17 protein-coding genes and 1 pseudogene are annotated in these 21,872 nt (G+C 66.9%); 9 read left to right on the forward strand and 9 right to left on the reverse strand.

The window, feature by feature from the left end:
* Window positions 1-3: 3 nt before the first annotated feature.
* A complete protein-coding gene (locus DCN14_RS13090; RefSeq protein WP_096506610.1) occupies window positions 4-864 on the reverse strand; it encodes a MetQ/NlpA family ABC transporter substrate-binding protein in 861 nt (286 codons plus the stop codon).
* A gap of 445 nt (window positions 865-1,309) precedes the next feature.
* Here DCN14_RS13090 and DCN14_RS13095 point away from each other — a divergent pair, with 445 nt between their 5' ends.
* From DCN14_RS13095 to DCN14_RS13115, 5 genes are all read left to right on the forward strand, one after another.
* Window positions 1,310-2,674 (forward strand): 2-hydroxycarboxylate transporter family protein, encoded by a 1,365-nt coding sequence (locus DCN14_RS13095; RefSeq protein WP_096506609.1) that lies wholly within the window; start codon window positions 1,310-1,312, stop codon window positions 2,672-2,674.
* A gap of 136 nt (window positions 2,675-2,810) precedes the next feature.
* Window positions 2,811-4,697 (forward strand): ATP-binding protein, encoded by a 1,887-nt coding sequence (locus DCN14_RS13100; protein ID WP_096506608.1) that lies wholly within the window; start codon window positions 2,811-2,813, stop codon window positions 4,695-4,697.
* Window positions 4,687-6,048 (forward strand): sigma-54 dependent transcriptional regulator, encoded by a 1,362-nt coding sequence (locus DCN14_RS13105; RefSeq protein WP_096506607.1) that lies wholly within the window; start codon window positions 4,687-4,689, stop codon window positions 6,046-6,048. The genes DCN14_RS13100 and DCN14_RS13105 overlap by 11 nt, the downstream gene beginning before the upstream one ends.
* A gap of 25 nt (window positions 6,049-6,073) precedes the next feature.
* Window positions 6,074-6,415, forward strand: a complete 342-nt coding sequence (locus DCN14_RS13110) for a DUF3579 domain-containing protein (RefSeq protein ID WP_096506606.1) — start codon at window positions 6,074-6,076, stop codon at window positions 6,413-6,415.
* 259 nt (window positions 6,416-6,674) lie between these two features.
* Window positions 6,675-7,526, forward strand: coding sequence for an alpha/beta hydrolase (locus DCN14_RS13115; RefSeq protein ID WP_096506605.1), 852 nt, complete (start codon window positions 6,675-6,677; stop codon window positions 7,524-7,526).
* Window positions 7,527-7,753: 227 nt separating this feature from the next.
* Here the strand turns inward: DCN14_RS13115 and opcM are convergent, their stop codons facing one another.
* Genes opcM through DCN14_RS13135 form a run of 4 tightly spaced genes read right to left on the reverse strand, consistent with a single transcriptional unit; the run spans window position 7,754 to window position 14,662 of the window.
* The gene (gene opcM, locus DCN14_RS13120) at window positions 7,754-9,295 is read right to left on the reverse strand and encodes a multidrug efflux transporter outer membrane subunit OpcM (RefSeq protein WP_096506604.1); all 1,542 of its coding nucleotides are present in this window, start codon (window positions 9,293-9,295) and stop codon (window positions 7,754-7,756) included.
* 10 nt (window positions 9,296-9,305) lie between these two features.
* Window positions 9,306-12,506, reverse strand: coding sequence for a multidrug efflux RND transporter permease subunit CeoB (gene ceoB / locus DCN14_RS13125; RefSeq protein ID WP_096506603.1), 3,201 nt, complete (start codon window positions 12,504-12,506; stop codon window positions 9,306-9,308).
* A 46-nt stretch (window positions 12,507-12,552) separates the two neighbouring features.
* Window positions 12,553-13,770 (reverse strand): multidrug efflux RND transporter periplasmic adaptor subunit CeoA, encoded by a 1,218-nt coding sequence (gene ceoA, locus DCN14_RS13130; RefSeq protein WP_096506602.1) that lies wholly within the window; start codon window positions 13,768-13,770, stop codon window positions 12,553-12,555.
* A gap of 31 nt (window positions 13,771-13,801) precedes the next feature.
* Window positions 13,802-14,662, reverse strand: a complete 861-nt coding sequence (locus DCN14_RS13135) for an alpha/beta hydrolase (RefSeq protein ID WP_096506601.1) — start codon at window positions 14,660-14,662, stop codon at window positions 13,802-13,804.
* Between the two features lie 172 nt (window positions 14,663-14,834).
* Between DCN14_RS13135 and ceoR the strand changes: the two genes are divergently transcribed.
* Both ceoR and DCN14_RS13145 read left to right on the forward strand, forming a co-directional pair.
* Window positions 14,835-15,839, forward strand: coding sequence for a putative multidrug efflux transcriptional regulator CeoR (gene ceoR / locus DCN14_RS13140; protein WP_096506600.1), 1,005 nt, complete (start codon window positions 14,835-14,837; stop codon window positions 15,837-15,839).
* Between the two features lie 447 nt (window positions 15,840-16,286).
* The gene (locus DCN14_RS13145) at window positions 16,287-16,583 is read left to right on the forward strand and encodes a DUF4148 domain-containing protein (protein WP_096506599.1); all 297 of its coding nucleotides are present in this window, start codon (window positions 16,287-16,289) and stop codon (window positions 16,581-16,583) included.
* A 234-nt stretch (window positions 16,584-16,817) separates the two neighbouring features.
* On the opposite strand, the pseudogene DCN14_RS13150 reads toward DCN14_RS13145, so the two are convergent.
* Window positions 16,818-16,925: pseudogene (locus tag DCN14_RS13150) on the reverse strand (purine nucleoside permease); the annotation flags it as partial.
* A 389-nt stretch (window positions 16,926-17,314) separates the two neighbouring features.
* On the opposite strand from DCN14_RS13150, the gene DCN14_RS13155 reads away from it, so the two are divergent.
* Complete coding sequence (locus tag DCN14_RS13155) at window positions 17,315-17,926, forward strand: M35 family metallo-endopeptidase (protein WP_240327217.1); 612 nt, start codon at window positions 17,315-17,317, stop codon at window positions 17,924-17,926.
* Between the two features lie 13 nt (window positions 17,927-17,939).
* The gene (locus tag DCN14_RS13160) at window positions 17,940-18,698 is read left to right on the forward strand and encodes a hypothetical protein (protein WP_096506597.1); all 759 of its coding nucleotides are present in this window, start codon (window positions 17,940-17,942) and stop codon (window positions 18,696-18,698) included.
* Window positions 18,699-18,809: 111 nt separating this feature from the next.
* Here the strand turns inward: DCN14_RS13160 and DCN14_RS13165 are convergent, their stop codons facing one another.
* The 3 genes from DCN14_RS13165 to selD all read right to left on the reverse strand — a co-directional run bounded on the left by DCN14_RS13165 (window position 18,810) and on the right by selD (window position 21,830).
* Window positions 18,810-19,898, reverse strand: coding sequence for a purine nucleoside permease (locus DCN14_RS13165; RefSeq protein WP_096506596.1), 1,089 nt, complete (start codon window positions 19,896-19,898; stop codon window positions 18,810-18,812).
* Window positions 19,899-20,134: 236 nt separating this feature from the next.
* Window positions 20,135-20,722: a LysE family transporter gene (locus tag DCN14_RS13170; protein ID WP_096506595.1), complete on the reverse strand. Its 588-nt coding sequence runs from the start codon at window positions 20,720-20,722 to the stop codon at window positions 20,135-20,137.
* 43 nt (window positions 20,723-20,765) lie between these two features.
* Window positions 20,766-21,830 carry a selenide, water dikinase SelD gene (selD, locus tag DCN14_RS13175; RefSeq protein ID WP_096506653.1) on the reverse strand — a complete coding sequence of 355 codons (1,065 nt, stop codon included), beginning with the start codon at window positions 21,828-21,830 and terminating at the stop codon, window positions 20,766-20,768.
* Window positions 21,831-21,872 lie beyond the last annotated feature (42 nt).

A 21,872-nucleotide genomic window follows, 5' to 3' on the forward strand; every position in this document is an offset into this window, starting at 1 on the left:
CCGTCACCACGCGATCGCGTACAGCGAGCCGAACGCGTTGTCGAGCGCACGGCGCACCGCCGGCGAGTGCTGGTAGATCGCGATGAACTTGCGGATGCGCGGATCGTTCACGCTGTCGGGCCGCACGACCCACTGGATCGCGAAACGCTTGTTCTCGGTGCCGTCGAACAGCAGCGCGCTGTTCGGGTCGGTCGTGCCGGCGAGCTTGATGAAGCTCGGGTAGCCCTGCGCGAGATCGACGTCGTCGAGCGAGCGTGCGAGCTGCGACGCTTCGAGCGGGATGATCTTCAGGTGCTTCGGGTTCGACACGATGTCGTGCGTGGTCGCGCGGTAGTCGGTGCCCGGCTTCAGCGTGATGAGGCCCGCGCGCTGCAGCAGCAACAGCCCGCGCCCGCCGTTGACCGGATCGTTCGCGATCGCGACGCGCGCGCCGTCCTTCAGCTCGGCGAAGCTTTTCACCTTCTTCGAATAGAGGCCGATCTTCATGATCGTGCCGGGCGCGATCGACACGAAATCGTAGCCGCCCTGCTTCTTCGCGTTCTCGAGAAACGGGATGTGCTGGAAGTAGTTGACGTCGATGTCCTTGTTCGCGAGCGCCGCGTTCGGCGTATTCCAGTCGGTGAACTCGACGATCTTCACGTCGAGCCCCTGCGCCTTCGCCTCCTTCGCGGCGATCTTCAGCGCTTCGATCTGCGGGCTGGTCGAGATGCCGACCTTCAGCGGCGCGGTATCGGCGCGCGCGCCGTTCGGCAGCACGAGGCCGAGCGACACCGCGAGCCATGCGGCCGCGAGCAGACGGGCCGGGCGGATCAGCCGCGCGATGCGGCCGGAGGAAAAGCGGGCGGGAAAAACGGGATGCAGCATGGGAACCACTCTCCTGTCCAAAGACGGTATCGACGGATGAGCGATGCCGCGGCGAACGCGCGGGCGTTCTCCGGGCAGCCGTCGTCGCGTCGGAAAAGATCAGCCGATGATAGAGAGCGGCGGGAGGGTGGTCTACGAAGCGATTGTGCGAAGAAAATCGCGCGCGGCGATATGGCGCGCAAATCGGGACGCAACCGGCGCGCGCCCCGGGTCCGGGCGGGCACCCGGCCGGCCACCTGGCCGAAATCTCGGCCTGGGCGCCGGGCCGATTCCGAGATCTCGGCCAGCCTGTCGCGGCAACCCTTTCCGCAGACGAAACAAATCCCTTATGAATCAATGCATTAAAAATATTCCGGCAGGCCGGACTTCTGGCACGGGGGTTGCGTAATAGACGGCACACAATGCCGCGAAGCGATGCAGGCATTCCAACATCAGGAGACACGTCTTGCAGACCTCTATCCATACCCAATCCCGTCCGGAGCCGATGTCCGAAGCCGGTCCCGCCACGCGCGAACGCTTCTGGCCGGAAGGCTGGTGGAAGCTGATGGAAATCCGCATCGGCATCATTCCGCTGCCGGTCTACGTGATCCTGTTCGCGCTGATCGTCGGGTTCGTGGTGACGGGCAAGGTGCCCGGCGAGATTTCGATGGCGATCGCCGTGCTCGCGTTCTTCGGCTTCACCTGTGCCGAACTCGGCAAGCGCCTGCCGCTCCTGCGCAACATCGGCGCGGCCGCGATCTTCGCGACCTTCGTGCCGTCGGCGCTCACGTACTACCACGTGCTGCCGAAGCCGGTGCTGAACATGACGGTCGAGTTCACGAAGTCGACCAACTTCCTGTACCTGTTCATCGCGTCGATCATCGTCGGCAGCATCCTGAGCATGGATCGCCGCGTGCTGATCCAGGGCTTCGTGAAGATCTTCATCCCGCTCGCGGCCGGCTCGGTCGCCGCCGCGATCGTCGGCACGGCCGTCGGCACCGCGCTCGGCCTCGGCGCACGCCACACGCTGCTGTACATCGTCGTGCCGATCATGGCGGGCGGTGTCGGCGAAGGCGCGATTCCGCTGTCGATCGGCTATTCGGAACTGATGCACCTGCCGCAAGGTGAAATGTTCGCGATGGTGTTGCCGCCGGTGATGCTCGGCAGCCTGACCGCGATCATCCTGTCGGGCGCGCTGGACATGCTCGGCAAGCGCATGCCGCACCTGACCGGCAACGGTCGCCTGCAAGTCGGCGAAAGCGGCGACATGACGCCGGAAAGCGAAGAGATCCGCGGCCACGTCGACGTCACGCACATCGCGGGCGCCGGCATCACCGCCATCACGCTGTATCTCGTCGGCCTGATGGCGCACAAGCTGTTCGGCCTGCCCGCGCCGGTCGCGATGCTGTTCCTCGCGGTGCTGGTGAAGCTCGCCCGCGCGGTGTCGCCGCCGCTGCAGGAAGGCGCGTTCGTCGTCTACAAGTTCTTCTCGACCGCCGTCACGTATCCGCTGCTGTTCGCGATCGGCGTGGCGATGACGCCGTGGGACAAGCTGACCGCCGCCTTCACCCTCGTCAACGTCGTGACGATCGTGTCGACCGTCGCGACGCTGATGGGCACCGGTTTCGTGGTCGGCCGCCTGCTGAAGATGTACCCTATCGACACCGCAATCGTGAACGCCTGCCACAGCGGGCAAGGCGGCACCGGCGACGTCGCGATCCTCACTGCCGCGAACCGGATGCAGCTGATGCCGTTCGCGCAGATCGCCACCCGCATCGGCGGTGCGATCGTCGTCACGGTGACGCTGATCCTGGTCGCGCACTTCGGATGATGCGCGGCCGCGCGCACCGTCGCGCAGGCTGCCTCGCACGCGCCGCCGCCGGCTCCGCCGGCGCGCGGCGCGCGTCGTTCCGGGCCCGGGCCTGTTCACGCCGACCGCTGACAACAGGCCCCGGCGGCGGGCTTCGATGAGGACGAACGTGCAGAAGAGCTTCAAGGGAATCCCGTGGTGGGGCTGGGCGTCGGCCGCCGTGCTGTATGTCGGCGTGACGGGCGCGGCCGTCGATTTCGCGTGGGAACGCGCGATCGACGCGCTCGAGGAAACCGGCGCGCACCGGCTCGACCTGTATGCGTCGAGCCTGAAGAGCGAACTCGGCCGCTTCGAGATCCTGCCGGGCCTCGTCGCGCGCCAGGACAGCGTGCGCGCGATGCTGAAGGCCGCGCCGCACGATGCGCCCCCGCTCGTGCGCACCGTCGACACCTACCTCGAAGCCGTGAACCGCGACGCGGGCAGCGGCGCGGTCGACGTGATCGACCTGCAGGGCGAAGTGATCGCCGCCAGCAACTGGAACGAGACGATCAGCTTCGTCGGCACGAACGTGTCGTACCGGCCGTACTTCAAGGATGCCCTCGCGCACGGCAGCGGCCGCTTCTTCGGGATCGGCACCAACACCGGCGTGCCGGGCGTCTACTTCGCGAGCGCGGTGCGCGACGACGGCGTGCCGATCGGCGCGGCCGCGGTGAAGATCAGCGTCGACTCGCTCGAATCCGCGTGGCGCGCGCCGGGCGTCGCCGCGATGGTGGTCGACAGCAACGGCGTGGTCGTGATCTCGACCGAACCGGCGTGGAAATTCACCGCGCTGCGCCCGATCACCGCGCAGCAGCAGCGCGACATCCAGGCGTCGCGCCAGTACGCGGGCCGCACGGTCGACGCGCTGCCGTACCGCCGCATCGGCGATCGCAGCACGGCCGCGTGGTTCGGCACGTTTCCCGACCCGCACCACGCCGGCCGCAACACGCGCTATCTCGTGATGTCGCGCCCCGCGCCGCAAGCCGGCGATTCGCTGATGGTGCTGCTCGATATCGCCGGCGCGCGCCGCCAGCAGCAGACCGCGTTCGTGTTCGTCACCGGCGCGTTCCTGATCGCCGCGCTGCTCGCCGGCTATGCGATCCAGCGGCGCCGGGCGATCGCCGCGCGGCTGAGCGCGCAGGATGCGCTGCGCCGCGCGAACGACCGGCTGGAGCAGACGGTCGCGCAGCGCACGGCCGCGCTGACGGCCGCGAACGAACAGATGCAGCGCGAGATCGTCGAGCGCGAGCGCACCGAACAGCGGCTGCGCGATTCGCAGCAGGAAGTGGTACACGCGGGCAAGCTCGCCGTGCTCGGGCAGATGGCCGCGGGCCTCACGCACGAGCTGAACCAGCCGCTCGTCGCGATCCGCACGCTGTGCGACAACGCGCGCACGTTCTTCGAGCGCGGCCAGCCGGCGCCGGCGTATGCCAATCTCGAACGGATCGGCAAGCTCGTCGACAGCATGGCCGTGCTCACCGGCGAGCTGAAGACCTTCGCGCGCAAGCCCGACGTCGAGCGCGTCGCCGTGTCGCTGAACGAGGCCGTCGCGCATGCGCGGCTCATCTACGATGCGCGGATCCGCGACGAAGGCGTGCAGCTCGACGTGAACATCGCGCCCGGCACGGCCGTGTCCGCCGAATCGAGCCAGTTGCAGCAGGTGATCGTGAACCTGCTCGGCAACGCGCTCGACGCGGTGCACGACGCGCCGGTGCGCCGCATCGTCATCGACGCCGCCGGGCCGGACGACGACGGCCGCGTGCGCGTCACGGTCGCCGACAGCGGTGCGGGCATCGCGCCCGAGGTGCTGCCGCACCTGTTCGAGCCGTTCGTCACCACCAAGCCGCGCGGCCAGGGCCTCGGGCTCGGCCTCGCGATCACGTCGCGCATCGTCGAGGCGTTCGGCGCGAAGATCGCCGCGACGAACCGCGACGCAGGCGGCGCGCAGTTCACCATCGAATTCGCGGCGGCAACGCCGCAACAAAGGACAGAGCATGGAAGATGAGATTCGGGTGCTGGTCGTCGAGGACGATGAAAACGTCCGGATCGGCGTCGAGCAGGCGGTCGCGCTCGCCGGGTTCCCGGTCGATGCCTTCGCGTCGGCGGCCGACGCGCTCGCGCACGTCGCGCCCGGCGCCCCCGTCGTGATCGTGTCGGACGTGCGGATGCCGGGCATCGACGGGCTGCAGCTGCTCGCACGCGTGATGGCCGTCGATGCGCAGATTCCGGTCGTGCTGATCAGCGGCCACGCCGACATTTCGACGGCTGTCGGCGCGATGCAGGACGGCGCGTACGACTTCATCGAGAAGCCGTTTTCGTCGGACGTGATCGCCGGGCGCGTCGCGCGCGCGGTCGAGAAGCGGCGCCTCACGCTCGAGGTGCAGGGCTTGCGCGCGGCGCTGAACAACTGGCACGGCATCGAGGCGTTCGTGCTCGGCAAGTCGCCCGCGATGGCCGACGTGCGCAAGAAGATCCTGCGCCTCGCCGATACGTCGGTGTCCGTACTGATCACCGGCGAGACGGGCACCGGCAAGGAGCTGATCGCGCGCAGCCTGCACGACTTCGGCGGACGGCGCGATGCGCATTTCGTCGCGCTGAACTGCGGCGGCCTGCCCGAGCAGATCTTCGAGAGCGAGCTGTTCGGGCATGAAGCCGGCGCGTTCACCGGCGCGATCAAGAAGCGCATCGGCAAGATCGAATGGGCGCACGGCGGCACGCTGTTCCTCGACGAGATCGAGACGATGCCGATTCCGCTGCAGATCAAGATGCTGCGCGTGCTGCAGGAGCGCGTGGTCGAGCGGCTCGGCGCGAACGAGCTGATTCCGGTCGACTGCCGCGTGATCGCCGCGTCGAAGGCCGATCTCGCGGAACTCGCGACCGACGGACGCTTCCGCGCGGACTTGCTGTATCGCCTGAACGTCGCGCAGATCGAGCTGCCGCCGCTGCGCGAACGGCGCGAGGACGTGCCGCTGCTGTTCGAGCATTTCGTGCTCGCGGCCGCGCGGCGCTTCGGGCAGCCGGCACCGGTCGTCACCGCCGCGCAGGTATCCGAACTGATGACGCATGCATGGCCCGGCAACGTACGCGAACTGCAGAACGTCGCCGATCGCTTCGTACTCGGCCTGACCGGCGACAGCCTGCTGTCGTCCGGCGGCGCGGCCACGGCGGGCGGCACGCTCGCCGAACAGCTCGCGTATTTCGAGCGGATGCTGATCGAGGACATGCTGCGGCGTCACAACGGCAACGTTGCGGACGCAAGCGAAGCGCTCGGCATGCCGAAGAAAACGCTTTATCACAAGCTGCGCAACCTGCGGATTCCCGCGCGCGGCGACGCGGCGGCCGACGGCGGCGAATGACGCGAACGAGGATACGCACAACAGCATGGATCGCATCGATATCGCCGCCCACGGCCGCGTCACGGGCCCGCCCCGCGGCCACCTGATCCGCGGCGTCACCCGCGCACAGAAAACCTTCCGCCCGAGCGACTGGCCCGAGCGGCTCGCGGGCGTCATCACGCTGTTCGTCGGCGAGCGGCGGCCCGGCTATCCGTGCGCGCTGTCGCGGCTCGCGATGCCGGTCGTCAACGGCGGCGTCAAATGCCTGTTCGTGTCGGACGAATTGCGCGACGTGTGCGCCGACGCATTCGACTTCGCGATGCAGTTCGCCGCCGACAACGACCTGCCCGTCGAGCTTCAAGGCGCGCCCGCACCGGCGGCGCGCTGACGCACAGGCCGCGTCCGGCGGCCTTTTTCCCCTCTTTTCCCGCTGCGATGCGCGCGTGCGCAGGCGCTCGCACATGCTTTCGATTCCCAAACAAACCGTCAGACGATTGAAGGCTTCGACATGGCGACCACGCTGCGACAAGGGTTTTCGGCCGAACCATCAATAAAATTGATCGTCGCGATGAAAATTATGCGTTTTCCTTGCAGCTCGCCATGATGCATAGTTGCGTCGAGTTGACGCACCTTTGAGTCTTTTAGTCATGAACATGCGAATCGAGCCGTCCGTGCTCGCGAACCCCGACCTGCAATTTGCGACGCTTTCGTCGGGCATCAGCCTGCCGTATGTCGAGCGGGGCAGCGGCGCGCCGATGGTCTTCGTACACGGATCGTTGTGCGACTATCGTTACTGGGATCCGCAACTCGCATCGCTGTCGTCCCACTACCGCTGCATCGCGCCGAGCCTCAGCCACTACTGGCCGGCCGTCGAGGCAGGCATTCAAGGCGACTTCAGCTGGCAGAACCACGTCGACGAGCTCGCCGAATTCATCGACGCGCTCGATCTCGGCCCCGTGCATCTCGTCGGCCACTCGCGCGGCGGCAGCGTCGCGTTCAACGTCGCGCGCCAACATCCGCATCTCGTCGACACGCTCACGCTCGCCGATCCGGGCGGCCCGCTGCAACAGCCGGGCGTGCGCGAAGCCGCGCTGCCGGCCGCCGCGATCGCGCTGCGCACGCAGGCCGTGGACCTGATCGATCGAGGCGACACCGAAGCCGGCCTCGAAATGTTCGTCGATTCGGTGAGTCTGCCCGGCGCATGGAAGAAGAGCACGTCGCGCTTTCGCACGATGGCGATCGACAACGCGAGCACGCTGCCGAAGCAGCTGCGCGATCCGCTGCCCGCGTATTCGGCGCACGCCGCGTCGGATGTCGCATGCCGCACGCTGCTCATCGACGGCCAGCGCAGCCCGAAGATGTTCCGCAACAACGTCGACACGCTGTCGCAGTGGATCGGCAATGCGCAACGGCAGACCGTCGCCGGCGCATCGCACGGCATGAACGCGGCGAACCCCGCGGCGTTCAACCGTTACGTGCACGACTTCATCGCAGCGTAACGCGCGCGGGCGGCATGCGTGCCGCCCGGTCTTCCCTTCTCCATCAAAACGAAACGATGCGGTCGTCTCGCATCGCATCGCCGATGCCGTCTGCCGCTACGCGGTGGTGCTCGCCGAGCGGCCGGATGTGCGGCCGGAGCCTCGGTAACGCGCATAAAAAAACCGATCCGCGTTACCACGGACCGGTTTCCCCTTCGATCAAGCCACGACTTCGATGCGTGTGAGTCTCACCGCACAGCGACTTCCTGCGTCCCCGTCGCCGCCTCGCCCACCGCCGTCGGCGCCGGCGCATTCCCCCACCCGCCACCCAACGCACGGATCAGGTTGACGGTCGACACCGCCTGCGCACCCGTCAGCTGGTTCGCCTGCAATTGCGACTGCAGCACCGACCGCTCGCTGTCGATCACGTCGAGATACGCGACCTCGCCTTCCTGGTATTGCGTGCGCGACAGCGTCGCCGCGCGACGCGACGCATTGACGGCCGCATCCTGCGCGCGGATCTGGTCGTCGAGCAAACGCAGATCGGCGAGATTGTCCTCGACCTCGCGGAACGCGACGAGCACCTGCTGCCGGTAGTTCGCGACCTGTTCGTCGTACTGCGCGCGCGCCTGCTGCACGCCGGCCGCCCGCCGCCCGCCGTCGAACAGCGGCAGCGTCAGCGCGGTGCCGGCGAACGGTCCGAGCAGGAACGTGCGGCTCGACCACAGGAACAGATTGCCCAGCGTCGACGCCTCATAGCCGAACGCGCCCGTGATATCGAGCTTCGGGAAGTACGCCGACTTCGCGAGACCGATCCGCGCGTTCGCCGCCGCCATCGCGCGTTCGGCCGCCGACACGTCCGGCCGGCGTTCGAGCAGCGCGGACGGCAGGCCCGGCGGAATTTTCACCGCGACCGGCACGATCGGCGTTTCCTTGAACGCGAAGTCCGCGGGCGCCTTGCCGAGCAGGATCGCGAGCGCATGCTCGGACGCCGCCCGCCGGCGCGCGACGCCGACCGCATCGGCCTGCGCGCTCGCCAGTTCGTTCTTCGCGCGCGACACGTCGAGCTCGCTGATGTCGCCTTCGTTGAAGCGACGCTGCACGAGCTTCAGCGCCTGATCGCGCAGTTCGACGGTGCGGCGGTACAGGTCCTGGTCCGAGTCGAGCTGGCGCAGTTCGAAGTAGTTCTGCGCGACGTCCGCCTGCAGCGCGAGCTGCACCGAACGGAACAGCGCTTCGCTCTGCGCCTGGTCGGCACGCGACGCCTCGACGTTGCGGCCCACGCGACCGAACAGGTCGGCCTCGTAGGACACCGTGCCCTGCGCACGCCACAGCGTCGCGTTGGTCGGGCCGGTGCCCTGCGGCTGGAACTGCGACGCCGACGACAGCCCTTCGCGCGTCGGCCCGAAACCGGCGCCGATCTGCGGGAACCATTGCGAACGCGCGGTGCGGGTCGCCGCGCGCGCTTCCTCGACGCGCGCCGCCGCGGCCTTCAGGTTCTGGTTCGCGGCGAGCGCCTGCGACTCGAGCGCGTCGAGCACCGGATCGCCGAACGCCTTCCACCATTCGCCGCGATGCTCGCCGTCCGCCGGTTCGGCGGTCTTCCACGTGCCGGCCTGCTCGCCGGCCGTGAGCGTCGGCGCTTCCTTGAACGCCGCGGGCGTCGACACGTCCGGGCGCTTGTAGTCGGGCCCCACCGCGCACGCGGCGAGCAGCGTCGCGAGCAGGGTGCTCGCGGCCGCCACCTTCGCGAAACGCATCAGGCCATTCGAGTTGTGCATGTTGTCCATCTTCCTATCCTCAAGCATCGGTCGCCGACGCACCCGACGGCGGCACGCCGTAGCCCGTCGAGTCCTTGCCCGCGACGTGAATCTTGCCGCCCGCGAGCGTGCGCAGCACGACATAGAACACCGGCGTGAGCATCAGCCCGAACAGCGTCACGCCGAGCATCCCGAAGAACACCGCGACACCCATCGCGTGCCGCATCTCCGAGCCCGCGCCCGTCGACGTGACGAGCGGCACGACGCCCATGATGAAAGCGATCGACGTCATCAGGATCGGACGCAGCCGCAGCCGGCTCGCCTCGATCGCGGCCTCGAGCGGCGTCCTGCCGTCATGCTCGAGTTCGCGCGCGAATTCGACGATCAGGATCGCGTTCTTCGCCGACAGCCCCACCAGCACCATCAAGCCGATCTGCGTGAAGATGTTGTTGTCGCCCTGCGTGAGCCACACGCCCGTCAGCGCCGACAGAATGCTCATCGGCACGATCAGGATCACCGCGAGCGGCAGCGTCAGGCTTTCGTACAGCGCCGCGAGCACGAGGAACACGAGCAGCACGCTGATCGGGAACACATACATCGCCGAATCGCCCGCAAGAATCTGCTGGTACGTGAGGTCGGTCCATTCGAACCGCACGCCGCGCGGCAGCGTCTCATGCGCGATGCGCTCGATCGCGGCCTGCGCCTGCCCCGACGAGAAGCCCGGCGCCGGGCCGCCGTTGATGTCGGCCGCCGTGTAGCCGTTGTAGCGCACGACCATTTCCGGGCCGAACGTCGGCGTCACCGTGACGAGCGACGACAGCGGCACCATCTCGCCACGGTCGTTGCGGGTCTTCAACTGCAGGATGTCGTCCGGACGCTGACGGAACGGCGCATCGGCCTGCACGCGCACCTGGTACACGCGCCCGAAGCGGTTGAAGTCGTTCACGTACAGCGAGCCGAGATACACCTGCATCGTGTTGAACACGTCGGTGACCGGCACGCCGAGCTGCTTCGCCTTCACGCGGTCGAGATCGACGTTGAGCTGCGGCACGTTGATCTGGTAGCTCGTGAACAGCGGGCCGAGTTCAGGCGCCTGCTGCGCGCGCTTGATGAAATCGTTGGTCGCATCCGCGAGCCGCGCATAGCCGACCGCACCGCGATCCTCGATCTGCATCTTGAACCCGCCGAGCGTACCGAGGCCGAGCACCGGCGGCGGCGGGAACACGGCGACGAACGAGTCCTTCATCGCGCTGTACTGCTGGTTCAGCGCACCCGCGATCGCGCCGGCCGACAGCGCCTTGCCATGCCGTTCCGAGAACGGCTTCAGCGTGACGAACACGATGCCCGCGCTCGAGCTGTTGGTGAAGCCGTTCACCGACAACCCCGGGAACGCGACCGCGCTCTCGACGCCCGGCTGCTTCAGCGCGATCGAGCCCATGTCGCGAATCACCTTCTCGGTGCGGTCGAGCGATGCGCCGTTCGGCAGTTGCGCGAACGCGATCAGGTATTCCTTGTCCTGCGCGGGCACGAAGCCGCCCGGCACGACCTTCGACACGAGCACGGTCGCGCCCACCAGCACGAGGTACACGCCGAGCATCAGCGTCTTGCGCGACAGCACGCCGCGCACGCCGCGGCCGTAGTTCTCCGCGCCGCGATGGAACACCTTGTTGAACCCGCGGAAGAAGCCGCCGAGCACGCGGTTCATCACGCGCGTGAGCCAGTCTTCCTTGTCGCCATGCCCCTTCAGCAGGATCGCGGACAGCGCCGGCGACAGCGTCAACGAATTGAACGCCGAGATCACCGTCGAGATCGCGATGGTCATCGCGAACTGCTTGTAGAACTGGCCGGTCAGGCCCGACATGAACGCGAGCGGCACGAACACGGCGACGAGCGTCAGCGCGATCGCGATGATCGGCCCGCTCACTTCCTGCATCGCCTTGTAGGTCGCCTGCCGCGCGTTCATCCCGCTTTCGATGTTGCGCTCGACGTTCTCGACCACCACGATCGCATCGTCGACCACGATCCCGATCGCCAGCACCATCCCGAACAACGACAACGCGTTGATCGAATACCCGAACGCCAGCAGCAGCGAGAACGTGCCGATGATCGACACCGGCACCGCGATCAGCGGAATCAGCGATGCGCGCCAGGTCTGCAGGAACACGATCACGACGATCACGACCAGCGCGATCGCCTCGAGCAGCGTGTGCACGACGGCCTTGATCGACGAGCGCACGAACTGCGTCGGGTCATAGACGATCTTGTAGTCGACGCCGGCCGGCATGTCCTGCTTCAGCTCGGCCATCGTCTTGCGCACCTCGTCGGAGATCTGCAGCGAGTTCGCGCCCGGCGACTGGTTGATCGCCATCGCGACGGCCGGCTTGTTGTCGAGCAGCGAGCGCAGCCCGTACTCGGACGCATCCAGCTCGATCCGCGCGATGTCGCGCAGGCGCGTGACGCCGCCATCCGGCGTCGTCTTCACGACGATGTCGCCGAATTCGTCCTCCGTCTGCAGACGGCCGCGCGCGTTCACCGACAACTGCAGCGGCGTGCCGGGCAGCGACGGCGACGCGCCGATCACGCCGGCCGCGACCTGCACGTTCTGCTCGCGGATCGCCTGCACGACGTCCTCGGCGGACAGCCCGCGCTGCGCGACCTTCTGCGGATCGAGCCACACGCGCATCGCGTAGTCGCCCGAACCCCACAGCTGCACCTGGCCGACGCCCTGGATCCGCGACAGGCGATCCTTCACGTTGATCAGCGCGTAGTTGCGCAGGTAGGTCATGTCGTAGCGGTTGTCCGGCGAGATCAGGTGGACCACCATCGTCAGCGTCGGCGAGCTCTTCACCGTCGTGATGCCGAGCCGCTGCACGTCTTCCGGCAAGCGCGGCAACGCCTGGTTCACGCGGTTCTGCACGAGCTGCGTGGCCTTGTCCGGATCGGTGCCGAGCTTGAACGTGACGGTGATCGTCATGTTGCCGTCGCTGTTCGCCTGCGACTGCATGTACAGCATGTCCTCGACGCCGTTGATCTGTTCCTCGAGCGGCGACGCGACCGTCTCGGCGATCACCTTCGGGTTCGCGCCCGGGTACTGCGCCTTCACGATCACGGAAGGCGGCACGACTTCCGGATATTCCGAAATCGGCAGCAGGAACATCGCGATCACCCCGCCGAGCAGGATGATGACCGATAGGACTCCTGCAAAGATCGGCCGGTCGATAAAGAATTTTGAGATGTTCATGGGTTGCTCTGTCTGGTTGAACGCGGAAAACGTAGCGGCGTGCCGCTTACGATTCCGCCTTCGCCGGTGCGGCCGGCTTCGCGTTGTTCGCGAGCGGCGCGGACGGCGCATCGCCGCCCGTCATCGGGACCATGTGCGGCTTCACCTGCTCGCCCGGCCGCACGCGCTGCGTGCCGTTCACGATCACGCGATCGCCGGCCGACAAGCCGCTCACGATCACGCGCCGGTTGCCGTGCTGGTTGCCCTGCTGCACTTCGCGGTACAACACGCGGCCCTGCTGGTCGACGACGAACACGAACTTCTTGTCCTGGTCGGTGTTGATCGCCGCGTCGTCGACGAGCAGCGCCTGGTGCGGCGCGCTGCCGCCGACCTTCACGCGCGCATAGAGGCCCGGGACGAGTTCGCCGTCCGCGTTGTCGAAGCGCGCGCGCACGCGGATCGTGCCCGATGACGTGTCGAGCCGGTTGTCGACCGAATCGATCACGCCGCTGCGCGAGTAGCCCGTCTCGTTCGCCAGGCCGAGCTCGACCGGCACCTTGCGGCCGTCGCGCGCGCCGTTGATGTATTGCAGGTAGGTCTGCTCGTCCGCATCGAACGACGCGTAGATCGGCGACACCGATACCAGCGTCGTCAGCGGCGCGGCCGACGCGCCGGCCGACACGACGTTGCCGACCGTGATCTCCGCGCGCGACACGCGGCCCGCTACCGGCGCCGTGATCCGCGTATAGCCGAGATTGATGCGCGCCGTTTCCAGCGCGGCTTCGGCGGCCTTCAGGTTCGCGTGCGCTTCGCGCGCGGCGTTCTGCTTCTCGTCGTAGTCGCGCTTGGCGATCGCGTTGTCGCCGATCAGCCGCTGCGCGCGCTGCCAGTCGCTCTGCGCGTAGCCGTCACGCGCCTGCGCGGCCGCGAGCTGAGCGGCCGCCCGGTCGGTGTCCGCCTGGTACGGGCGCGGGTCGATCACGAACAGCACGTCGCCTTTCTTCACGAGCGCGCCGTCCTTGAAGTTCACCGCGACGATCGTGCCCGACACCTGCGGGCGCACGTCGACTTTCTCGACGGCTTCGAGGCGGCCCGAATAGCTTTGCCAGTCGGTGACGGTCTGCGGCACCACGGTCGCGACGTCGACTTCGGGCAGCGGCGCCGCCGCTTTCTCGGGCGCGTTCGCATTCACGCGCATCGCGCCGAACGTGCCGAGACCGACGACGGCGAGCGTCACGATCGCCGCGGTCGCGATTCGGGAACGAGAGGTACGTAGGATGGCCATGTGGATCTCCAATAAGCGTGGATTGGTCTGGTTATTCGGAACGGTTCGGCTGGCGCGCCTGGAAGCGGCACTGGAAGAAGCGCACGGCTTCCTCCAGCGCGGCTTCATGCGTCGCGAGCGCCGCGTGCGAGACGTCCGGGTAGCGGATCACCTGCGTGAGCACGCCCGACGAAATCAGGCAGCCCGCATATTTCTCCGCTTCGACGTGCAGCACGTCGTTCTGCGCGGTGACGACGAGCGTCGGCGGCAGGCCCGCGAGGCGCACCGATTCGAGCGGCGCCGCGTACGGGTGCATGCGCTGCGCCGCCTGCGGCAGATACGCGCGATAACAGGCCGCGCATTCGCGCGCGGTAATGTCCGACGACAGGCGTTCGGCGTCGCCGATGCGCGTCATGCTCGGATCGAGCATCGGCCCGAACAGCGCCTGCGCGGCGATCGACACCTCACCGCGATCGCGCGCGATGAACGCGAGACAGTTCGCGAGCTGCCCGCCCGCGTCATGGCCCGCGACGCCGATCTTCTTCGGATTGCCGCCGAACGCGCGGGCGCGCGTCGCGGCCCACACGGCGGCGCGATACGCATCCTCCGGCGCGGCCGGAAAAGGAAAGGCCGGCGCGAGCGAATAATCGACCGACACTACGAGCGCTGGTAAGCGTTCTGCTAAAAAACGCGCGGCGAAATCCGCGTCTTCGAGCGTGCCGCGCACGAAGCCGCCGCCGTGGAAATAAAGCACTACCGGCAATCCGGTCTTGTCAGTGCGCCGATACAGGCGCAGCACGATGTCCTGCGCGTAGCCGGGGATTTCCACCTCCGCGACCGTCAGCGCCGCGCCGGCTCTGGCTTCGGCGGGCAATGCGGCTTGCAGGAATTTGCTGAATTCAGAAGCGTCCATGACGATGCAGCATCCATTTCGAGATGGAACGCATTCTGGGTCCGGCAGACATCCGGATAAATGCCTATAATCCGGCAACACAATTCAACGCCCCCGAACAATCCCAGGCTGCGTCGCCTACAAAGCGACGCAGCCTCTTTGTTCCCGGGCTCATTAGATTGCGGAGGTTGTGATGGACCGGCTTCAGGCCATGCAGGTGTTTACTCGCGTCGTCGATACAAGCAGCTTCACCAAGGCAGCAGAAACGCTCAGCCTGCCGCGGGCGTCCGTCACGACGATCATCCAGAATCTCGAAGCATTCCTCGGCGTGCGTCTGATGCACCGGACCACGCGCCGGCTGTCGCTGACGCCGGACGGCGCCGCGTACTACGAACGATGCGTGCGGATCCTCGCCGATGTCGAGGAAACCGAAGCAAGCTTCCAGAACAACAACCGGAAGCCGCACGGAAAGTTGCGTATCGACATGCCGGGCTCGATCGGTCGGCTGCTCGTGATTCCGTCGCTGTGCGAATTCCATACGCGCTATCCGGACATCGATCTGCAGCTCGGGCTGTCGGATCGCCCGGTCGATCTGCTGCAGGAAGGCGTCGATTGCGTGATCCGCGTCGGTGCGCTGCAGGACTCGTCGCTCGTCGCGCGCCGTGTCGGCCTGTTCGAAGGCGTGACGGTGGCCTCGCCCGACTATCTCGAGCGCCACGGCGAGCCGCAGACGATCGAGGACCTGAACGACCACAAGGCCGTCAACTATTTCTCGAGCCGCACCGGCCGCACGATCGACTGGTCGTTCCTGATCGACGGCAAGGAAACCGAGATCAAGATGAACGGCATCGTGTCGGTCAACGATGCGGATGCGTACGTGACCTGCGGCATCGAGGGTTTCGGGCTGATCCAGCCGCCGCTGTTCATGGTGCTGCCGCACCTGCGCGAAGGCCGGCTCAAGGAAGTGCTGCCCGGCATCAAGCCGCTGCCGATGCCGATCTCGGTCGTGTATCCGCATAGCCGGCACCTGTCGCCGAAGGTGCGCGTGTTCGTCGACTGGATCGCCGAAGTGTTCGACCGCTGCCCGCTGCTGAGCGGCAAGGGCAGCCTCGATGCGACGTGCAGCAAGCGCACGTTCGAGGAAGCCGAGCGCGCACCGGCGCTCGATACGCCGGTCATCAACGAGTGGGTCGCGTAAGCATCTGAATCGCGGCGCGCGGGCTGGCCGGCCCGCGCGCCGTGCCGCATTCGTGCGGCTTCGGCGCCGCCTGGGCGCCACTTTGTGCTGCTACGGCGTCGCGTTCGCGCCGCCCTCCCCGCCGTACCCGTCATCGTTCCCGGATTCGCATCACACCTTTGCGTCGCGCGCGGCAATCGTTCGCGCGTGTCGTTGCGCGGGCGGCGTCGCATCGCCGCGAGGCCCGCTGCACGCGGCTGCGCGCGATTTTCGGATGACCCTGCCGGCATCGCGGATTGCGATTGTTCCTCCATCACGACAATTCAATTCGCGTCAGGCGCATTTATCGCGCCGGAACAGATACCTAGAGTAAACCCTGTCGCGCACCTGTTGCGCATCGAACAGCCCGCTGGACGGGACCGGAGCAAGCGCTCACGCGCCAACTCCGACCAACACAGGAGTTACGTCATGAACCGCCGCTATCTTCTCTCCGCCGTCGCCCTCGCTCTCGCCGTGTCCGCACCGGCCTTCGCCGATACGAACACCCCGCATGCCGGCGACTACGGCAACACGTCGTGGTACTCGCAGCACACCAACGGCCCGCGCACCCGCGCCGAAGTCAGCGCGGAAGTCGTGCAGGCCCGCCGCGACGGCACGCTGGCGTGGCTGCGCAAGGCGAATTCGTATCCGCAGGGCCTCGAAGTCGCGCAAGGCCCGTATCGCCCGACGCCGGAAAGCAACCAGCTCGCCGGTGGGGGCCGCTAAACGCCGGTCAACGTGCAACGCCGCGCAACGGATGATCCGGTGCGCGGCGTCGCGATACCACCTACTCGATTAGTCAGTTAGTTGCAGGAGTCTGTGATGAACGATCAACTTCCTTCGCCGCTCGATCATTGGGACGACACCACGCCCGTCTGGACGCCGTTCCGTTCCGCACCGCGATCGCACTGAACCGTGCGTTGATCGGTGCATTGACCCGCCGACGGGATCGTCCGGCCGTCAACGGCGCGGCACCCCGTCGCGCCATTCGCCCCAGTGCGTGACGATGTCCTGCACCAGCGGGTTGCCCGCGCGGTACAGGTTTTCGGTGCCAGGGGCGAAGCCACCGGCCAGTGCAGCGTCTCGTGCGTTAGTTGCAGTAATGGTCGTAGCGACACGATTGTCGACGTTCTCCGAAGTCAATCCAGTGGACGAATCCCATCAGGCGCGGCCACATCAATTGACACCGGCCAGGAACGCTGGCGCGTCGTGCTCGCCGTCATTCCCGATGTTCCGTTGGCCGCATATCGCACGCCCAAGCTGCTTCAATCCCGATCGTCACGTCGGTTGAGCAGGCGTAAGAACACGTGTGCGCCACGAAAAACCGCGGCCTTTCCCATCTCTCGTTCACACTTCCCAATCTTTGTTCGCTCCGCCGACCGAAATTGGGTACATCATCGGTCGGCTTCAGGCACTTAGCATCGGCACTCCCAAAGATGTCCCTATGGAGCGTGCCTATGAATGCGTCGCCACAGCTCGATGTATCGTTCGACGAACCGCCAATCTGCCCGAACATGACGGATGCCGCGTTCAGGAAACGGATGCTTGAATTGCGGGACGAAGCCGTCGAGATCACACTGCAACGGCGTCGGGAACTGATGCGATGGAATCCGGCCACCGAAGCTCGCGTCGTCGCGTGGTTCGGCTCGGCAAACATGAATGCAAGACGCAAACTCACGACGGGGCTCGACGCCCTTGCCAGAGTGATGGCTCGCCTCGGCCCAACGAACTTCGTCCGTGTCGGTTCCGATGCCGACCGGGCAACAGCATGTCTGCCGAACATGGAGAATGTCGACATCGAGGTTGCGCATGTCTGTCGCCCCGACACTGCAACGCATACGATCGCCATCAGTCTCCCGTTCTGCTCGCTTCCGGAGCGATCGGCTGGAAACCTCTCCTCGCAGCAACTCACGATTGTTCATGAATGCGCCCATTTCGCGGACACCTTCGACGCCGGGGATCACCCGGCGGCATACGGTCGCCGGGCCTGCGCCCAGTTCGCCAAACGCTATCCGGGCATGGCGATCGGCAACGCGGACAACATCGCGTGGTTCATTCTGGCGCGGTGAACTGGAGCGACCGATGAAACATGCCCTCGCCGTCATACTCGGCGCCTTCCTGTCACTCCCGATCCAGGCCGATGCATGCACGATCTTGTTGACCGACAGCATGGAACTGCCGCTGAATTCGGCCGAGATCGCCAATAGCGACAGGCTCGCCGTCGCCAGGCATTACCTGGCCGCCCGGGAATGGACGCGCGAAGGGGCGACGGCCTCGATCGACGCGGCGGCCTACGAATGGGAAAACCGGCCCAAGCAGCTCGCGCGACAACGCGGTGCGCAGATGCAATCCTTTCTCGTGCAACTCGGCATGTCGCCCGATGACATTTACGTCGACGAGCGAATCGTATCGCGCAGGAACGGCAGGCTCGATCCCGACGACAAAAAGCAGCTCTGGATCCAGTTCGTCCCGAAATGCCCGCCGGCGGGCTGTCAGGATCTCTGCAACTCGGCAGGTGCACCAGGTGTCGCGAGTCATGCACTGACACCCGCGACGCCCGGGCCTGAGCCCGACTCGGTCCGCTTTTCGTGCGGCGACGTCCGGGAGCCCGCACCGGCGCGTTTTGTGACGACGGAACGCTGGACTGCGCGCACACGCCATCAGACGTTGCTTTTGCGAGATCAAGGCCGGAAGCCGTTGATGCACACCTGCTACCGGATCAGCACCAGTGCAACGCAATACATCGGCATGACGGACGAGCACGGCGAAACGGCGACCATGCAATTATTGGGCCCCGAATACACGCGCATCGAACTCAAGTTGCCCCAACCCGGGCCGTGATCCTCGGCACGGTTCCCACGAGCCGCAATCCGATCGCTCCGGGCGATATTGACGCGCCCGGAGCTCCGCCATGCGTGGATGATGGAGTGACTTCAGCGCGTCGCCACACCGTTACCGGCGCGGCACCCCGTCGCGCCATTCTCCCCAGTGCGTGACGATGTCCTGCACCAGCGGGTTGCCCGCGCGGTACAGGTTTTCGGTTGCCGGGGCGAAGCCGCCCTGGTCCGCGTAGTTCAGCAGGTTGTCGGCACTCGTCTGCCCCGCATACGGCCGGTCGAAATCGGAACCCGTGCGCAACACCGCCACGCGCGACAGGTCGACGCGCTTCACGCTCGCCGCGCGCTTGAGCGCTTCGAACGTCGCGTTGTCTTCCTGCGCGGTCATGCAGTAGGTGCCCTTGCCGTCGGTCAGGATCTTGGTCCACTGGCGCGCACGCTCGCCGATCAGCGTGCCCGAGAACCACGTGTTGCCCGACGACGTGTCGCACTGGATCACCGTCGGCGGCCGGTTCGCCGGCGCGTACGTGAACTTCGCGCGCGCCGCCTGGGCCTGCGCGCTGTCGGCGAGCACGACGTTGCGCGACAACGCATACGCGGCATCGGTCAGCTTCGGGTTGAGCTGGAACACTTCGGTGCGGTAATCGAGCGGCGGTTTGTCGCTCGGGCTCTTCGTATTGATGCCGAGATAGCCCGTGTTCCAGCCGGCCGGAATCTCGCGTGCATCGAGTTCCCACTGCAAGCTGAAATCGACCAGGTATTTCGACCACGCGGCCGAGCCGACCGTGCCTTGCGCGGGGTCGACGCCCGCGATGCCGGAAACCAGGAAGTACGTGTGACGCAGATCGAAGCGCCGCGAGAACGTGAGCGCCATGATCGACGCGGTGGCGTTCGCGTAGCCCATGCCGGTCGTCACGACGCACACGTCCTGCTTGTTGCAGTGAACGGCCGGATAGTCGGGCGACAGTCCGGGCACGGCGATGTCGCGCCACGGCCCGATCCGGTCGAGCCATGCCTGGCCCTCCGGACCGAACATCGTGATGATCATCACCTTGACCGGGCGGCCCTGTGCACCGGTCTCGGCGAATGCAGCGTTGCCCGCATCGTTGCCTTGGTTGCCCTGGTTGTCCTGCGCGATCGACGGCGCGGTCGCACAGGCCGCCAGCGAGAATGCAGCAGCGGAAAGAATGGAGCGAGTCAGCATCGGCGTTCCTTGTTTCAATGATGTTGGGTGAGAACGGCTCTCGGAGACTGCGCGAGGGAGTATAGAACGCGCTTGCGCGATGCGGAACCCGACTACGAAACGGCCTGTGGCAATTGCCGACGTGACGTGCATGGATTGCGCCGCGCATCGGTCGATGCGATAAAAATCAGGAATGCTATCCGGTTGGCCTGCGCAGCGACGAAACGCCCTGCACCGAGGCTCACTGCCGCAAACCGCTATCCGCGCACGATCCCCGCCACGCCATAACCGAGCACGACGAGCGCGGCAACCACATGGCTCGCCGCCAGCCATCGCGGCGACTTCACGATACGCCCGATCATGCTGCCGCCGAAGGCGAACACGAGCTGCCCGACGAGGCTGCCGGCAAATACGCAGGCGGCACCGGCGAGCCAGTGCCGATGCGCACCGGCGGCAGCGGTGGCGTAGCCGTAGAACAGCAGGATGGTCAGCGGATTCGCGAGCGTGACGAAGAACATCGACGTGAACGGGCGCGTGCCCGGCGGCGGCGCAGCGCCGTCCGGCGTGCGGCGCCGATCCCTCGGCGCCTGCCACATCATGCGTGCGCCCATCGCGAGCAGCACGCATGCGCCGACGAAGCGAAACAGCGGCAGGTGCGACGCGAGCGTGCCCGCCAGCATCGCACCGATCGTGAATGCGAGAACGGCATAGCAGCCGTCGGCCGACGCAACGCCCACCGCCGCGCGCACGCCGCTCGCGGTGCCGGCGCGCATGCCGTAATGCGCGATCATCAGCCCGAACAGGAAATCGCTCATCGGTTCGTCGATGCCGTCTGGGGAAGGCATCGATTCTACCGACCGTCGGCGAACCACCGCGACTAAAGACGCGTCAGGCGACGTCGACGCGCGACGGCCCGTCCACCATCTCGCCGATCACGGCCGCGCGGTCGAAACCGTCGGCGCGGAAGCAGGCGAGCACGTCGTCGACCGCGTCCGGCGCGCACGCGACCAGCAGGCCGCCGGACGTCTGCGGATCGGTCAGCAGGGCCTGCGCGACCGGCGGCAGCCCGTCGGCAAGCCGCACGTCGTTGCCGTACGCAGCCCAGTTACGGCCCGATGCGCCGGTCAACACGCCGTCGGCGACGAAGGCCTCGACGCCCGCCAGCCACGGCAGCGACGCGTAGTGCACGCGCGCGGTGAGGTTCGCGCCACGTGCGAGCTCGAGCGTGTGCCCGAGCAGCCCGAAGCCCGTGACGTCGGTCAGCGCATGCACGCCCGGCAGCGCGGCGAGCGCCGCGCCGGGACGGTTCAGCTTGGTGGTCGTCGCGACCATCTGCGCATAGCCGGCAGCGTCGAGCTGGTTCTTCTTCAGCGCGGCCGACAGCACGCCGACGCCGAGCGGCTTGCCGAGCACGAGCACGTCGCCCGCACGCGCGGCCGCGTTGCGCTTCACGCGCGACGGATGCACGACGCCGATCGCCGCTAGCCCGTAGATCGGCTCGACCGAATCGATCGAATGGCCGCCCGCGACCGGAATGCCGGCCTCCGCGCACACCGATTCGCCGCCGCGCAGCACGGCCGCGATCGTCTCGTGCGGCAGCACGTTGATCGGCATGCCGACCAGTGCGAGCGCGAGAATCGGCTTGCCGCCCATCGCGTAGACGTCCGACAGTGCGTTGGTCGCCGCGATGCGGCCGAAGTCGAACGGATCGTCGACGATCGGCATGAAGAAGTCGGTCGTCGCGACGATTGCCTGCTCGTCGTTCAGCCGGTAGACGGCCGCGTCGTCGGACGTCTCGGTGCCGACCAGCAGATCGGGGAACAGCGCCGGCGGGGTCGCCCGCTTCAGCAGTTCGGACAGCACGCCCGGCGCGATCTTGCAGCCGCAGCCGCCCCCGTGAGACAGGCTCGTGAGGCGCGGAACGGCGGGCGGAGTGAGGGTGGCTTCGGTCATCGTCGGCATCCGGTGAATAACAACGTTCCATTATCGACAATT

This window comes from Burkholderia sp. IDO3, from assembly GCF_003366075.1.
Classification (GTDB): domain Bacteria; phylum Pseudomonadota; class Gammaproteobacteria; order Burkholderiales; family Burkholderiaceae; genus Burkholderia; species Burkholderia anthina.

What these genes read in the sequence shown, in the direction of transcription:
- DCN14_RS13170 (WP_096506595.1), bottom strand. Translation starts at nt 20,722, where the DNA reads ATGCCTTCCCCAGACGGCATCGACGAACCGATGAGCGATTTCCTGTTC.
- DCN14_RS13110 (WP_096506606.1), top strand. Translation starts at nt 6,074, where the DNA reads ATGGATCGCATCGATATCGCCGCCCACGGCCGCGTCACGGGCCCGCCC.
- DCN14_RS13155 (WP_240327217.1), top strand. Translation starts at nt 17,315, where the DNA reads ATGAATGCGTCGCCACAGCTCGATGTATCGTTCGACGAACCGCCAATC.
- ceoR (WP_096506600.1), top strand. Translation starts at nt 14,835, where the DNA reads ATGGACCGGCTTCAGGCCATGCAGGTGTTTACTCGCGTCGTCGATACA.
- DCN14_RS13090 (WP_096506610.1), bottom strand. Translation starts at nt 864, where the DNA reads ATGCTGCATCCCGTTTTTCCCGCCCGCTTTTCCTCCGGCCGCATCGCG.
- DCN14_RS13100 (WP_096506608.1), top strand. Translation starts at nt 2,811, where the DNA reads ATGAGGACGAACGTGCAGAAGAGCTTCAAGGGAATCCCGTGGTGGGGC.
- selD (WP_096506653.1), bottom strand. Translation starts at nt 21,830, where the DNA reads ATGACCGAAGCCACCCTCACTCCGCCCGCCGTTCCGCGCCTCACGAGC.
- DCN14_RS13115 (WP_096506605.1), top strand. Translation starts at nt 6,675, where the DNA reads ATGAACATGCGAATCGAGCCGTCCGTGCTCGCGAACCCCGACCTGCAA.
- DCN14_RS13165 (WP_096506596.1), bottom strand. Translation starts at nt 19,898, where the DNA reads ATGCTGACTCGCTCCATTCTTTCCGCTGCTGCATTCTCGCTGGCGGCC.
- DCN14_RS13135 (WP_096506601.1), bottom strand. Translation starts at nt 14,662, where the DNA reads ATGGACGCTTCTGAATTCAGCAAATTCCTGCAAGCCGCATTGCCCGCC.
- opcM (WP_096506604.1), bottom strand. Translation starts at nt 9,295, where the DNA reads ATGGACAACATGCACAACTCGAATGGCCTGATGCGTTTCGCGAAGGTG.
- ceoB (WP_096506603.1), bottom strand. Translation starts at nt 12,506, where the DNA reads ATGAACATCTCAAAATTCTTTATCGACCGGCCGATCTTTGCAGGAGTC.
- ceoA (WP_096506602.1), bottom strand. Translation starts at nt 13,770, where the DNA reads ATGGCCATCCTACGTACCTCTCGTTCCCGAATCGCGACCGCGGCGATC.
- DCN14_RS13105 (WP_096506607.1), top strand. Translation starts at nt 4,687, where the DNA reads ATGGAAGATGAGATTCGGGTGCTGGTCGTCGAGGACGATGAAAACGTC.
- DCN14_RS13145 (WP_096506599.1), top strand. Translation starts at nt 16,287, where the DNA reads ATGAACCGCCGCTATCTTCTCTCCGCCGTCGCCCTCGCTCTCGCCGTG.
- DCN14_RS13160 (WP_096506597.1), top strand. Translation starts at nt 17,940, where the DNA reads ATGAAACATGCCCTCGCCGTCATACTCGGCGCCTTCCTGTCACTCCCG.